The following is a 14,809-nucleotide window of genomic DNA, read 5'->3' on the forward strand; positions in this document are numbered from 1 at the left end:
CTAAAAATAAAAATTGACGTTTCACGTTGTTTGTTTCGTTTAGTTTTCAAAGTTCAACATCGCGTTTCAGCGACTTTTATAATTTAACATTTCGCGTTAAATCTGTCAACAACTTTTTTCTTTCGTTCCTGACGACGCTTATTAATTTACCATATTAATCATTTGTTCGTCAACACTTTTTAAAAAAATGCCAAAATAATTTTATCTTGGCATGATATAAAGCTTAATAACCACTAATGCAGCAACACCAGGTAGACCTAATAGACTTGTGATTGTTGCTGTACCCAAGTTAATTGGAATATGAAAATCAAAATATGTTCCTACAACGTTTACGATAAAGAGTAATGCTATTCCCAAAGTAACATGAAAGAGCGCTTTTCCTATAAAACGTAACGGCTTAGAAGAAACTCCAAAAACAAGAAAAATAAAAACTAGAGCAAGAATACCAACAATAATAATTGTAGAATTCATTTTTTCCTCCTTGTGAATGACCTATACACATTTATTTGTATGGGACAAGGCGATAAAAAAGAACATTTATCATACTACTCCAGTCGCTTCATCTCATTAACTTTTATTCGACGACACTTTCTTCATATAAAACAATTCCTCACTCTTTCCAAACGAAGTAACCACGCAATGTTTAACGAATAAAATAAAAGGTTCTGCTTTTTCAGCAGAACCTTTTACCATTGTTCCATTTTTACAGGACGACGTTTTGCTTCTTTTAACAAGAAGAAATATTTCGCCTCTGCTATTTTCAAAGAACAAAGTACATCTTGAGATGGTTCTACACTTTGTTCAACCATTCTCTTCTGACGTAACCATTCATTCTTCACTTTTTCTAATAGTACAATTAGCTTATCATCATACTCTTTACGCAATTTACCCTTTTTTTGAAAGAACATTTTTGTTTCTCCTCTTATACTTCTCTACGACCTTCTAACGCTTTCGACAGTGTTACTTCATCTGCATATTCTAAGTCTCCACCAACTGGCAGACCATGTGCAATACGAGTTACTTTAATACCTGTCGGCTTTAAGAGGCGGGATATATACATCGCTGTAGCTTCCCCTTCAATATTAGGGTTTGTTGCTAGTATCACTTCTTGTACCGTTTCATCGTGCAGTCGCTTTAAAAGTTGCGGGATATTAATGTCTTCCGGTCCAATTCCCTCCATTGGAGAAATCGCACCACGTAACACATGATATACACCTTGATATTCTTTCATCTTTTCCATTGCGATTACATCTTTTGGTTCCTGTACAACACAAACAATCGACTGATCTCGATGCGAATCATTACAAATATAACAAGGATCGCGGTCAGTAATATGTCCACATACAGAACAATACGCTAAATCTCGCTTCGCATTCACAAGTGCTTTTGCAAAACCTAACACATCATCTTCTTTCATATCTAATACGAAAAATGCCAATCGAACCGCTGTTTTCGGTCCGATTCCTGGCAACTTCATAAAACTATCAATTAATTTCGATATCGGTTCTGGATAATGCATATATCAGTATCCTCCTAGAACATTCCACCTGGTAAGTTCAAGCCTTTTGTAAATTTACCCATTGTAGAGTTTGAAAGTTCATCAGCTTTTTTAAGTGCATCATTTGTTGCAGCTAGCACTAAGTCTTGTAACATTTCGATATCTTCTGGATCTACAACTTCTTCTTTAACTTTCACTTCAAGAATTTGCTTATGACCATTTGCAATAACTGTAATCATACCGCCGCCAGCTGTACCTTCAACTGTTTTTTCGCCAAGCTCTTCTTGCGCTTTTGCCATATCTTTTTGCATCTTTTGCATTTGTTTCATCATATTATTCATATTTCCCATTCCGCCACGCATCATAATTAATTCCTCCTAATTATTATTACTCTTTTATTTCAATAAGTTCTTGTCCTACTAATTTTACGGCCTCTTCTATAAGAGGATCTTCTTTTTTCTCTGGGCTTTCTTCAGAATCCCCGCCTTCACGCTGTAAAAAATCTTCACGGATTTTACCCCATTCGCTTTTTGGAATGGCAATCATATTTAATCTTTTACTTAGCAATTCAAATAAGGCTTGTTCCACTGTATCCATAGCTTCTCGATTTTCGCTTGCCATTTTACAGTGAATCTCATATTGAAACGCTAAAACGTAAGTATCATCCGAAGCCGCCACCGGTTCGCTATTTTCTAATAAAACAGCAAACGCTACTTTGTTGTATGCTTTGAGTCTTCCTAACAACTCACCCCACACAGCTTTTAATTGTTCTAAATCCTGGCGCTTTGCTTGTTTTAACACTTCATTTACGCGTCCGACAGGAATCTTCATACTACCTGTCCGCACTGGCTTTGGTGTTGCACGTGTCTCTCTGACTTCTTGCTGCACACCAGCCGGTACACCATTCTTTTTGACTTGTTCTAACTCTTTCTCCAATTGCTGCATCCTGTTCATAATTGCTTGTAAACGATCTGCACCGTTTGCTTGCATCATAAACTGTTGACACAGTTGTACCATAACAACTTCTAAGAAAATTCGCGGATGATTTGTCCACTTCATTTCCTGTTGTCCCTTACTAAGAGTATGAATGATTTCATAGATTACTTCCGGTTGCATTTCTTCACTTAACATCCGGAATTGCTCATCTACCATTACTCGTTCCAACATATGTTCCAGTTGTGGTGAAGTTTGATATAAAAGCATATCGCGATAATAGTAAATGAAATCCTCCATAAAACGAACTGGATCTTTCCCTTTACCCATCATCTCATCTATGATACGTAATGCCCTTGATACATCATTTTCACGTATACATTCTACTAAGTTACCTAAGTATTGCTGGGAAACAGAACCTGTCACAGCTAATACATCTTCTGTCGTAACTGTCTCATCACTATAAGATATTGCCTGATCAATAAGACTAAGCGCATCACGCATACCACCTTCAGCGGCACGTGCAACAATTTGTAACGCCTCATCTTCTACTTGCGTACCTTCATTCGTCACAACCGTCGATAATCTCTCAACAATATCATTTACTGATATTTTCCGAAATTCAAAACGCTGGCAACGTGAAATGATTGTAGGCGGAATCTTATGCGGTTCTGTTGTCGCCAAAATAAAGATGACGTGTCCTGGCGGCTCTTCTAACGTTTTTAAAAGCGCATTAAAGGCACCCATGGAAAGCATGTGGACTTCATCAATAATGTATACTTTATATTCTACAGCACTTGGAGCATATTTTACTTTATCTCTAATATCTCGAATTTCATCTACACCGTTATTTGAAGCCGCATCAATTTCTAATACATCTGAAATAGATCCTTGTGTAATCCCCAAACAAGACGGACATTCATTACAAGGTTCAGCTACCGGAGCATGTTCACAGTTGATTGCTTTTGCAAATACTTTTGCAATTGTCGTTTTTCCTGTTCCCCTCGGCCCAGAAAATAAATAAGCATGTGAAACTTTCTCTTGAAGAAGGGCATTTTGCAACGTTTTTGTCACGTGCTTTTGACCAACTACATCTTCAAATTTTTGCGGTCTCCATGTTCGGTATAACGCTTGGTATGACACGAAAATACGGCCTCCCTCAAAGGTTATTATCTCATTTATTATAACCCATTCTGTTTATAGATTCCAAAAGTTATTTTCTATACAAAAAACCCACCTTAGTATTAAGGTGAGTTTTGTATACATATATAACTGCCGTGCACCTTCTGTCGATTACGTACCATAAGCGTTACTCAAGCAGTTAGCTCGGTTCAGGCACTCCTGCGGCACACGAGAAGACCCGCTTATTGCTGCTTCCTTCCGGACCTGACAAGGTTCACGGGGTCCCGTTGCGCAGGACCCAAACGTCAACACCACTTACTTAAGGCAGACCTTACAGCAGCATAACCTCGAGAAGGGATTCGGCCTCGCTAGAGCGGATTGCGAGTATAGGGCACCGCTACCTCCCCGCTTAGCACGGCAAAGTTAAAACCAATATTCGGTTGCCTTTATTAAAAGGCATTATCAGTATAACTTGTTTTTTTATAAAATGCAAATACGTTAATTCTCGTTACTTTTCTCTAATTTTTTTATTGCTTTTCTTTTTTTACGAAGCTCTCTAAAAAAGTTTGTTAACAAAGTACCGCATTCTTCTTCTAATACACCAGCAACTACCTCGCATTGATGATTAAAGCGTTCATCAATTAAAAGATTCATCAACGTCCCTGCACATCCACCTTTCGGATCACTTGCACCATATACAACTCGCTTCACTCGTGATAAAACAATTCCACCCGCACACATCGGACAAGGCTCTAATGTTACATATAACGTCGCATCTTCTAAACGCCATGTCCCTAATTTTTTGCACGCCTCATCAATAGCTAACAATTCAGCGTGAGCTATTGATCTTTGTTCAGTTTCTCTTAAATTATGAGCAACACTAATCACCTCACCATCTAACACTATAACTGCGCCAATCGGTACTTCTTGTATTGCCTCTGCTTTTTTAGCCTCTTCTATTGCTAACTGCATAAAATAAATATCTTGATCGTTTTCCATACCATAGTCCTTTCATTACAAATAAAGTACACTTATTTCCATTTACTACACATGGGATAACTTTTACAAATTCAATCCACCCTAATAAAAAAGAGAGGGGATTACATATGAAGAATACTGCCTTACTCATTATCGATATGATTAATGATTTTCAATTTTCACACGGGCCCACCTTAGCCAAAAAATGCGAAATTATAACAAATCCTATTTTACGATTAAAGAAAACAATGAAATCCTTTGGTTATCCCATAATTTATGTTAATGACCATTATCAACTTTGGAGATCTGATATTGACCAACTAATTACTCATTGTACAAATGAGTATAGTGAAAATATCATTCATAAGATTGCCCCAAATACTGATGATTACATTTTTATTAAACCACATTACTCTGCTTTTTATGAAACACCTTTAAATTCTTTATTAGGCTATTTAAAAATAGAAAATCTAATATTGACAGGAGTCGCCGGGAATATATGTATCCTCTTTACAGCTAACGATGCTCATATGAGAAATTATACACTGTATGTACCACAGGACTGTATTGCCTCTAATCATGATCAGGATAATCTACATGCTTTAAAAATAATGGAAGCCACATTAAAAGCAAATATAGTACCGTCATCTCAAATAAAAATTAATTAATACATATATCTATTTTCTAACTTTTTATATCAAATTAACCCGCTCGCTTCCCTCTTGTGCTACAATAATTCTGTTTTGTGTTTTTAGTAGTCACGGTAAATCACTGATTGAAAGGAGGAAACAGCGTGACCGGAGTACCATTTATCACGGTTGAAGGACCAATTGGTGTTGGAAAAACCTCACTTGCGAAGGCAATTTCAACTCACATGCAACTCCACTTACTAAAAGAGATTGTTGATGAGAATCCTTTTTTAGGAAAATTCTATGAAGACATCGACGAATGGAGTTTTCAAACAGAGATGTTCTTTCTTTGTAATAGATACAAACAATTAGAAGATATTAACATAAAGTATTTGAATCAAAGGAAGCCAGTAGTAGCGGATTATCATATATTTAAAAATTTAATTTTCGCATCCCGTACATTAAAGAATTCACAATACGACAAGTACATGCAAATCTATCGTATCCTTACACAAGATATGCCTGTACCAAACGTTATCGTTTATTTAACAGCTAGCTTGGAAACATTACAAACACGAATTGCGATGCGCGGAAGAGAATTCGAAAAAAACATGGATCCAAATTACTTACTACAGCTCACAAAAGATTACGAAACAGCAATGGAGACTTTTAAAAAGGATCATCCAGATATCCCAGTATTGAAATTTAACGGAGACGATATGGATTTTGTAAAAAATCCTGATGATTTAAACGTCATCCTATCCGCCCTTCAAAATACTCTCTTAAAGGAGTCGAAATAACAATGAATTTAAGGCAAAAATATGATATACCAAATGACGCAGTAATCACTATTGCTGGAACAGTAGGTGTCGGAAAATCAACTATGACAACTGCATTAGCTAACGCTTTAGGTTATCGCACATCATTTGAAAAGGTAGATTCGAACCCGTATTTGGACAAATTCTATGCTGATTTCACACGCTGGAGCTTCCACTTGCAAGTGTACTTTTTAGCAGAACGATTTAAAGAACAAAAAAGAATTTTTGAATACGGTGGCGGTTTTGTTCAAGATCGCTCTATCTATGAAGACACTGGAATTTTTGCAAAGATGCATCATGAAAAAGGTACAATGACGGAGACTGATTATGAAACATACAAAGGTTTATTTGACGCTATGGTCATGACTCCTTACTTCCCTCATCCAGATTTATTAATTTACTTAGAAGGCTCTTTCGATGATATTGTTGATCGTATCCAAGAACGCGGACGTCCGATGGAACAACAAACACCAATTGAGTATTGGAAAGAGATGCATGGCCGTTACGAAAACTGGATTAATAACTTTAATGCATGCCCTGTTTTACGATTAAACATTAATGAATACGATATTTTAAAAGATGGCGATTCAATTGAACCAATCATTAAAAAAATTGGCCATTTTTTAAAACAAACACGTAAACTTGTAAAATAAAAAACCCGTGCATACGCACGGGTTTTTCTATTAAATTACTTCTTTTTTGTCGGAGCAATAATTTCACTCTCAGGTTTTCCAGCGTTAATACGCTGACGAACAGTACTTGTACTAATATCGTATGTTTCAGCAATCTCTTTAACAGTCATTTCTTTCCCGTTAATCACTGCTGTTAATACTTTACCTGTACGTTTTGGAGCTGCTTCTTTCTTTACAGCTGCTTTTTCAACTTTTTTTGGCGCCTCTACTTTTGTCGCAGTTTGCTTTACATCACAAGTGCAACCACAAAGTTTACGGAATGTATCATCGCTTATAATGCGTGACACATTTGCACCACTGTTTAAAATTCTATTGTTCTTACAGACAGGACATTGTACATAATATAAAGTTTTTCCATCTAAAGGAAACGTTTGTATAATAAGATCCATGTTGACTCCTTTCATATCTATGAAGATAATCATCGGAATATGAGTGTGTAATAAGGAGAAAATCGCCCTACACCATACTTTATGATTGGTTTTAAAATAAAAACTCGTTACGTGTTGGTAACGAGTTCTCCAATCTCCACTTATATGCGCTGTTGTCAATTATATCTGGAGGAGGTAGAGGGATTCGAACCCCCGCGCGACTCTCGCCGCCTGTCGGTTTTCAAGACCGATCCCTTCAGCCAGACTTGGGTATACCTCCATATTGACATCAAATATAATATCAAAAGAAAAACAGTTAGTCAACCCTACTAAAATAAATTATGAGGAAAGGGGAAATTTACCTTTCCCCTCCTACATTTCAGTACTGACAATACTCATAATTACCAATCACTCATACCGATGAATGTTTACATTTACTTAATAACTGCTTTTCCTCCCATATAAGGGCGAAGAACTTCTGGAATTATAATTGTACCATCTTCTTGTTGGTAGTTCTCTAAAATAGCTGCAACCGTACGGCCAATTGCAAGACCAGATCCATTTAATGTATGAACATGTTCTGGTTTTCCGTTTGGCTCACGACGGAAACGGATATTTGCACGTCTCGCTTGGAAAGCCTCAAAATTACTACAAGAAGAAATCTCACGATATGTGCCATAGCTTGGAATCCATACTTCGATATCGTATTTCTTCGCTGCTGTAAATCCTAAATCGCCTGTGCACATGCTCATAACGCGATATGGCAACTCTAATAATTGTAACACGCGTTCTGCATCATTTGTTAGTTTTTCTAACTCTTCATAAGAATCTTCTGGTTTTACGAACTTTACAAGCTCTACTTTATTGAACTGATGCTGACGAATTAAGCCACGTGTATCACGACCAGCTGAACCTGCTTCAGAACGGAAACAAGAGCTAAATGCAGCATATCGTATAGGCAATTGATCTTTATTTAAGATTTCATCACGATGCATGTTCGTTACAGGTACTTCAGCTGTTGGAATTAAGAAGTAATCTTCACTTTCAATACGGAATGCATCTTCTTCAAATTTCGGAAGTTGTCCTGTTCCTGTCATACTTGCACGGTTTACCATATACGGAGGTAATACTTCTTCGTATCCATGCTCGTCAGTATGAAGATCAAGCATAAAGCTAATTAAAGCACGCTCTAATCTCGCGCCAGCACCTTTATAGAATACGAAGCGGCTTCCTGTTACTTTCCCAGCACGCTCAAAATCTAAAATCCCTAAATCTGTAGCAAGATCCCAATGTGGTTTTGGTTCATAAGCAAATTCTTTCACTTCTCCCCAAGTACGTGCTACTACATTATCATCTTCTGTTTCACCAACTGGAGCAGATTCATGAGGAATATTCGGAATAGATAACATTAATCTTTCTAAATCTTCTTCAACTGTACGAAGTTCATTATCAAGATCTTTTACTTTTTCTCCAACTTCACGCATTTCTAGAATTAGAGCTTCTGCATCTTTCTTTTCGCGCTTCAATACAGAAATTTGTTGAGATACTTCGTTACGTTTACTTTTTAGTTCCTCTGTTTGAACAAGTAATTCTCTTCTTCTCGTATCCAGCTCTTCAAAGCGACCAAAATCAGTTAAATCTTCGCCTCTATGCTGTAACTTTGCTTTTACTTCTTCAAAATTTGTACGTAAAAATTTAATATCAAGCATTATATACTCCTCCTTTTATTTTATAAAACACAAAAAACTCCCGTCCCTATATAAAGGGACGGGAGTTAACCCGCGTTGCCACCCTAGTTGAAAGCATTACCGCCTTCCTCTCAAGTAGAAATAACGGCTCTTCACCGGGAATGTTTACTAATCATAAAGATATTCCACATTCCATTCCAGGATGGATTCACAAACTGTTTCTATCGATTTCCACCAACCATCGACTCTCTATAAGAAACGGCATTTGTTACTACTTCCTATCAACACGCTTATTTTATAAAATTGTTACCATCAATTTACTATAATCTTATACAAGTTGCAAGTTACTTAGACAACTTTTTTCATTTTCGCTTCTTTTACCATTTCTACAAAGTATGCTGTGACACGATGATCATCCGTTAATTCCGGATGGAATGAAGCAGCTAAAAACTGATTTTGTTTTACTGCTACCATTCGGTCACCATGTGTAGAAAGTACTTCAACATCATCAGCTACATTTACAACATACGGAGCACGGATAAATACACCAATAAATTCTTCTCCTACACCTTTAATTGAAAGTGCGACTTCAAAGCTATCTTTTTGGCGTCCGAACGCATTGCGTTCTACTGTAATATCCATAGCACCAATATGTGCTTCTTCATAGCCAATAAGTGTTTTTGCAAGAAGAATCATACCTGCACATGTACCAAACATTGGTTTACCAGACTTCGCGAATGTACGAAGTGGTTCCATGAAAGCATACTTATCAATAAGACGGCGCATTGTTGTACTTTCACCGCCTGGTAAAATAAGACCATCAATCTCTTCAAGTTGCTCTATACGCTTTACAACAACAGCTTCTGCACCACTTGCTTCAACTGATTTTATATGCTCACGAACTGCACCTTGAAGACCTAGTACACCGATTTTCACCATTTTAAAGTTCTCCTTCAATTACCATCCACGCTCTTGCATGCGTTGTTCTGGTAATAACGTTGAAATTTCGATACCTTTCATTGCATTACCTAATCCTTTAGAAAGGCTTGCAATTAGTTCGTAATCCTCATAATGAGTCGTCGCTTCAACGATTGCGCGTGCAAATTTCTCTGGATTTTCTGATTTGAAGATACCAGATCCTACGAATACACCATCCGCACCAAGTTGCATCATTAACGCTGCATCTGCTGGTGTTGCTACACCACCTGCTGCGAAGTTTACAACTGGCAAACGACCAAGGCGTTTAATTTCAAGTAGTACTTCATAAGGAGCACCAGTATTTTTTGCATATGTCATTAACTCATCTTCACGTAGACTTGCAACTTGACGGATTTCTGCATTGACTTGGCGCATATGACGCACTGCCTCTACAATGTTTCCTGTTCCTGGTTCACCTTTTGTACGAAGCATAGATGCACCTTCTGCAATACGACGTGCAGCTTCTCCGATATCACGGCAACCACATACAAATGGAACTGTGTAATCACGTTTATTTAAATGGTATACTTCATCGGCAGGAGTTAACACTTCACTCTCATCGATATAGTCTACCCCTAATGATTCTAATACACGTGCTTCTACAAGGTGACCGATACGGCATTTTGCCATAACCGGAATTGACACCGCACCCATAACTTCCTCAACTATTGTTGGGTCTGCCATACGAGAAACGCCACCTGCTGCACGAATATCTGCTGGTACACGCTCTAGTGCCATAACGGCAACTGCGCCTGCCTCTTCTGCAATTTTTGCTTGTTCAGCGTTAATTACGTCCATAATAACGCCGCCTTTTTGCATTTCTGCCATTCCACGTTTTACACGTTCTGTCCCTGTTACATTTGTCATGTTACAAAAACCCCCCTAGGTGAATTGCTTTTCCCCGTTAAAGGCGAAAATTAAGAATACTCTTACATTCTACCACTAACCATCAGATGCTTGTCTACTACTTTTTCATAAAGTCGGTATGAAAAATAGGAATAAGAAAAAGCCCCTACAATGAGGAGCTTTTAAAACCAACCTTTTACTGTATCAACAGCACTATTCCATATACCACTAAAGAAAGAACCAATTCCGCGCATAGAGCGAGTAAACCAATTCGCTTCCTCTACTGCAGACGTTGTTACAAGATCTACTTGTAATGACTTACCAGATAAAAATCCAGGATCATTCGCATCTTTTGGTGTGATTACCATTTGGCCAAGTGCAGCTCCCTTTTTAATAGGTGCTTCTTGTCCCTTATTTGCTTCTTTTAATTCTGTTTTATAAACATCTTTACTTCCTTTTGGCACTGGAACTGAAACAGCTTGTTTTGTTTGAACTGCTACATCTTTATCTTTAGCATTTTCTACTCGAACTGTTTCTTGTCCTTTTACTGAAGAATCTTTTTTATATATTTGCTTCATTTCAAAGTTAGCAAATCCATAATCATATAGCTTCTTTGTTTCATCAAAACGTGCTGTATGAGAACTTGTTTTAATAACTACAGAAATAAAACGCATTCCGTTTCTTTCAACCGTACCAGTGAAGCAATCCCCTGCTTCTGGAGTCGAGCCTGTTTTCAGGCCATCTACGCCATCATATTCTTTCACTAAGCCCTTTAACATCCAGTTCCAGTTCGACATTGCAAACTTCTCTTTTTCTGGACGAAATTCTTTTTTCGGGATTTTTGCTGTATCTAACACTTTTGGATAATCTTTAATTAAATGTTGTGCTAAAGTTGCTACATCCTTTGCAGACATTTTATTTTCTTCATCCGCTGTTGTTCCTTCAGGATGCATTCCCTTTAAATCTTTATTCGTCAAACCAGTAGAATTAACAAATTTATAATTTTTCAACCCTAGTTCTTTCGATTTATCATTCATCATTTTTACGAAGTCTACTTCTTTACCTGCAATTGCTTCTGCTAATGCAATTGTTGCACCATTTGCAGAAAAGATTGCCATTGCCTCGTATAGCTCTTTTACTGTATAAGAGCCACCATTTTCTAATGCAACATTTGATAATGAAGCATCTTGTGAAACCTTATATGCATATTCAGAAACCTTAACTCTTTGATCCCACTTAAGTTTTCCTTTGTCCACTGCTTCGTGAACTAAATATTCACTCATCATCTTTGTCATACTAGCAATGGATAATAATTCATCTGCATTCTTTTGATATACAATTTTCCCAGAATTCGCTTCAACTAAAATTGCCGCACCTGCTTCAATGTTTAAAGCAGCTCCTGTTTCAGCTGATGCATTGCTATATGGTATAAAGATGCTACAAGCTAGTGTAAGCACTGTTACTAAAGCAATGAATCTTTTGCAAAACATACCTTTCACGTCTGTTACCCCCAATATCTATGTACTCACATAACCGTTATTCTAACATAATCAAAAAAAAATAGACAGAGATATCAAATCTCCGTCTATTTGTATATCAGACATTATAATGAGTAGTTTGGAGCCTCTTTTGTAATTTGTACGTGATGAGGGTGGCTTTCACGTAAACCAGCACCTGACATACGAATGAATTGTGCATTCTCACGTAAGAATTCTAAATTCTGCGCTCCGCAATATCCCATACCGGCACGTAATCCACCAACTAATTGATGAACTGTATCTGCTAAAGGTCCTTTATATGGTACTCGACCTTCAATACCTTCTGGAACAAGTTTTTTATTTCCTTCTTGGAAGTAACGGTCTTTACTTCCTTTTTCCATCGCTCCGACAGAACCCATACCACGATATACTTTAAATTGACGACCTTGGTAAATTTCAGTTTCTCCAGGGCTTTCAGCAACACCAGCAAACATACTACCTAGCATAACAACGTGTGCTCCTGCTGCTAAAGCTTTTACCATGTCACCAGAGTACTTAACACCACCATCAGCAATAACTGGAATACCGTGTTTACGAGCTTCTGTTGCACAATCATAAACTGCTGTTAATTGTGGTACACCCACGCCAGCTACAACGCGTGTCGTACAGATAGAGCCTGGTCCAATACCAACTTTAACTACGTTTGCACCTGCTTCAATTAAAGCTTTCGTCGCTTCAGCAGTAGCAACATTTCCAGCGATAATATTTAGTGATGGATATTTCGCACGAACTTCTTTTACTTTATCAATAACACCTTGAGAATGTCCATGAGCTGTATCAAGTACGATTGCATCTACGCTAGCTTTTACTAATGCGTCGATACGAAGCATAGCATCAGCCGTTACACCAACCGCTGCCCCAACTAATAAGCGTCCTTGCTTATCCTTCGCAGAATTTGGGAATTCAATTACTTTTTCAATATCTTTTATTGTAATAAGCCCTTGTAATACACCGTTATTATCAACAAGAGGGAGTTTTTCAATTTTGTACTTTTGTAGGATCTTTTCAGCTTCTTCCAGCGTTGTACCAACTGGAGCTGTAATTAGCTTTTCTTTTGTCATTACGTCGGAAATTTTGATTGAGTAGTCTTGGATAAAACGCATATCACGGTTTGTAATAATACCAACTAATTTTCGCTCGTCTAAATTATTTACAACCGGTACACCTGAGATACGGTATTTTCCCATAAGATGCTCTGCATCATATACTTGATGTTCTGGAGTTAAAAAGAAAGGATCTGAAATAACGCCACTTTCAGAACGTTTTACTTTATCAACTTGCTCCGCTTGTTGTTCGATAGACATGTTTTTATGAATAATTCCTAAACCGCCTTGACGAGCCATTGCAATAGCCATATCAGCTTCTGTTACTGTATCCATTCCTGCACTAATTAACGGGATATTTAACTGTAAGCTTTCAGATAAAACTGTTTTAACACTTACTTCTCTTGGTAGTACATCTGACTTTGCTGGTACAAGTAATACGTCATCAAAAGTCAAACCTTCTTTAACAAATTTAGATTCCCACATAATTGTTCCCCCCATGATACCAGAAATTATTATTAGTAGCTTATCAATTGGTTAAAATACTGTCAAGGACGTATATATATGTTAGAATTTTTAGACAATAAAAGGAGCGTAATATATGCATCAAACACATTGCACTTGGCAGCAACTAAGTTTCTTCTTTTCATCTCAAAATGTACAGCGTTATCTTGCCCGTTGCTATGAAAAATCCTCCATAAAAGATGCTGAAAAAAAAAGTTTCGAAAATTGTTATCCCTTTATTTATTACTTAGAACACGGGAAAAATTATTATGAATTATATAAGGTAGCCCCCTTTTCGATTCAGCCAATGTTATTGTTTTATGGAATGAGCCAACTTTTTAAAGCCTGCTTACTAACTATTGATCCTAACTATCCAGAATCCACTACTGTTTTAGCTCATGGTGTTACAACTCGCAAACGAAAAAAACAGGGGTATCAATTTTTAGAAGATGAGGTGAAGGTACAAAAAAACGGATTATTTACTCATGTTGCAGAACAGCTGTTTCACATGAAACACTTAGAAGCAGAGAAATTTAACATGCTAGATTTAATGGGAAATATTCCTGAATTACAAAATTTATTTCGCTATAGTCAAAAAGGTGACACTTTATATAAAATCGATTCAACAAATACAAATGAACTTTCTTTTTCGGCCAACATACTAGATCGACTTCATATGACTACAGAAAGATTTTCACGTTACATTGAATCAACTTGTAAGCATTTATCCATACAACATGTCTCCGGGAAAACGAGCGGATCGAATCTGCTTTTTACAGCTCCTATCCAGTCGTGGAACCCTATATATAGTACGCCTTTATACTACGAATATCTTGCTGATACTTATTACTTACCAATTCCAATTGACCCGAGAAATCCTAAACCAGTATTACCTGAACTTCTTGTTCATTATTTATTGCTCTACAATTTAAGTATGATTTCTAGATACGAAACAGATTGGTGGTATGATTTACTTGGGAGCTATGGCTCTGAAGATTATCCATTTATTTATCAATTCCTTACTATTTCTGCTCAAAAAATCCCTTACTATATTTCGTCTTTTTTACTAACAGAACCGAGCCTATTTCATGGGAAATAAAAAAAACACAAGTCAAAAGACTTGTGTTTTTAATTGCTTGGCGACGTCCTACTCTCACAGGGACAAGGTCCCAAC

At 37.1% G+C, this 14,809-nt stretch carries 16 protein-coding genes, 1 tRNA gene, 1 other RNA gene and 1 other annotated feature; of the genes, 4 read left to right on the plus strand and 14 right to left on the minus strand.

Going from position 1 to position 14,809, the window contains the following annotated elements; translation table 11 throughout:
• Window positions 1–201: 201 nt before the first annotated feature.
• From AC3WTA_RS28270 to tadA, 7 genes are all read right to left on the minus strand, one after another.
• On the minus strand, window positions 202–471 hold the full coding sequence (locus tag AC3WTA_RS28270) for a pro-sigmaK processing inhibitor BofA family protein (protein ID WP_001089260.1): 270 nt from the start codon (window positions 469–471) through the stop codon (window positions 202–204).
• Window positions 472–686: 215 nt separating this feature from the next.
• Window positions 687–908, minus strand: coding sequence for a YaaL family protein (locus AC3WTA_RS28275; RefSeq protein WP_000466020.1), 222 nt, complete (start codon window positions 906–908; stop codon window positions 687–689).
• Between the two features lie 14 nt (window positions 909–922).
• Window positions 923–1,519: a recombination protein RecR gene (gene recR / locus AC3WTA_RS28280; protein ID WP_000559168.1), complete on the minus strand. Its 597-nt coding sequence runs from the start codon at window positions 1,517–1,519 to the stop codon at window positions 923–925.
• Window positions 1,520–1,533: 14 nt separating this feature from the next.
• A complete protein-coding gene (locus AC3WTA_RS28285; protein ID WP_170930109.1) occupies window positions 1,534–1,860 on the minus strand; it encodes a YbaB/EbfC family nucleoid-associated protein in 327 nt (108 codons plus the stop codon).
• 25 nt (window positions 1,861–1,885) lie between these two features.
• Complete coding sequence (dnaX, locus tag AC3WTA_RS28290; RefSeq protein ID WP_000121580.1) at window positions 1,886–3,574, minus strand: DNA polymerase III subunit gamma/tau; 1,689 nt, start codon at window positions 3,572–3,574, stop codon at window positions 1,886–1,888.
• Between the two features lie 132 nt (window positions 3,575–3,706).
• Window positions 3,707–3,971, minus strand: an RNA gene (gene ffs / locus AC3WTA_RS28295) — signal recognition particle sRNA large type.
• Window positions 3,972–4,051: 80 nt separating this feature from the next.
• Complete coding sequence (gene tadA / locus AC3WTA_RS28300; RefSeq protein WP_000426602.1) at window positions 4,052–4,552, minus strand: tRNA adenosine(34) deaminase TadA; 501 nt, start codon at window positions 4,550–4,552, stop codon at window positions 4,052–4,054.
• A gap of 107 nt (window positions 4,553–4,659) precedes the next feature.
• Here tadA and AC3WTA_RS28305 point away from each other — a divergent pair, with 107 nt between their 5' ends.
• The 3 genes from AC3WTA_RS28305 (at window position 4,660) to AC3WTA_RS28315 (ending at window position 6,631) form a co-directional block, all read left to right on the plus strand.
• Window positions 4,660–5,199, plus strand: coding sequence for a cysteine hydrolase family protein (locus AC3WTA_RS28305; RefSeq protein ID WP_000798744.1), 540 nt, complete (start codon window positions 4,660–4,662; stop codon window positions 5,197–5,199).
• Window positions 5,200–5,324: 125 nt separating this feature from the next.
• Entirely contained in the window at window positions 5,325–5,960 is a 636-nt protein-coding gene (locus tag AC3WTA_RS28310) for a deoxynucleoside kinase (protein ID WP_000148208.1), read from the plus strand.
• Window positions 5,961–5,962: 2 nt separating this feature from the next.
• A complete protein-coding gene (locus tag AC3WTA_RS28315; protein ID WP_001053583.1) occupies window positions 5,963–6,631 on the plus strand; it encodes a deoxynucleoside kinase in 669 nt (222 codons plus the stop codon).
• Window positions 6,632–6,666: 35 nt separating this feature from the next.
• Here AC3WTA_RS28315 and AC3WTA_RS28320 read toward each other — a convergent pair whose 3' ends face one another.
• The 7 genes from AC3WTA_RS28320 to guaB all read right to left on the minus strand — a co-directional run bounded on the left by AC3WTA_RS28320 (window position 6,667) and on the right by guaB (window position 13,617).
• Window positions 6,667–7,059: a sigma factor-like helix-turn-helix DNA-binding protein gene (locus AC3WTA_RS28320; protein WP_000364198.1), complete on the minus strand. Its 393-nt coding sequence runs from the start codon at window positions 7,057–7,059 to the stop codon at window positions 6,667–6,669.
• A 166-nt stretch (window positions 7,060–7,225) separates the two neighbouring features.
• Window positions 7,226–7,318: transfer RNA gene (locus AC3WTA_RS28325), tRNA-Ser, on the minus strand.
• 154 nt (window positions 7,319–7,472) lie between these two features.
• Window positions 7,473–8,747, minus strand: coding sequence for a serine--tRNA ligase (serS, locus tag AC3WTA_RS28330; protein WP_000884182.1), 1,275 nt, complete (start codon window positions 8,745–8,747; stop codon window positions 7,473–7,475).
• 51 nt (window positions 8,748–8,798) lie between these two features.
• Window positions 8,799–9,020 (minus strand) — a binding site (T-box leader).
• A gap of 54 nt (window positions 9,021–9,074) precedes the next feature.
• Window positions 9,075–9,665: a pyridoxal 5'-phosphate synthase glutaminase subunit PdxT gene (gene pdxT / locus AC3WTA_RS28335; protein ID WP_000238773.1), complete on the minus strand. Its 591-nt coding sequence runs from the start codon at window positions 9,663–9,665 to the stop codon at window positions 9,075–9,077.
• 18 nt (window positions 9,666–9,683) lie between these two features.
• On the minus strand, window positions 9,684–10,571 hold the full coding sequence (pdxS, locus tag AC3WTA_RS28340; protein ID WP_000186157.1) for a pyridoxal 5'-phosphate synthase lyase subunit PdxS: 888 nt from the start codon (window positions 10,569–10,571) through the stop codon (window positions 9,684–9,686).
• Window positions 10,572–10,732: 161 nt separating this feature from the next.
• Window positions 10,733–12,040 carry a D-alanyl-D-alanine carboxypeptidase DacA gene (gene dacA, locus AC3WTA_RS28345; protein WP_131799185.1) on the minus strand — a complete coding sequence of 436 codons (1,308 nt, stop codon included), beginning with the start codon at window positions 12,038–12,040 and terminating at the stop codon, window positions 10,733–10,735.
• 113 nt (window positions 12,041–12,153) lie between these two features.
• Window positions 12,154–13,617: an IMP dehydrogenase gene (guaB, locus tag AC3WTA_RS28350; RefSeq protein ID WP_000264076.1), complete on the minus strand. Its 1,464-nt coding sequence runs from the start codon at window positions 13,615–13,617 to the stop codon at window positions 12,154–12,156.
• Window positions 13,618–13,732: 115 nt separating this feature from the next.
• On the opposite strand from guaB, the gene AC3WTA_RS28355 reads away from it, so the two are divergent.
• The gene (locus AC3WTA_RS28355; RefSeq protein WP_000554253.1) at window positions 13,733–14,734 is read left to right on the plus strand and encodes a YaaC family protein; all 1,002 of its coding nucleotides are present in this window, start codon (window positions 13,733–13,735) and stop codon (window positions 14,732–14,734) included.
• The last annotated feature ends 75 nt before the right edge of the window (window positions 14,735–14,809 follow it).

The sequence above is a fragment of the Bacillus sp. EB106-07-01-XG149 genome (genome assembly GCF_058791555.1).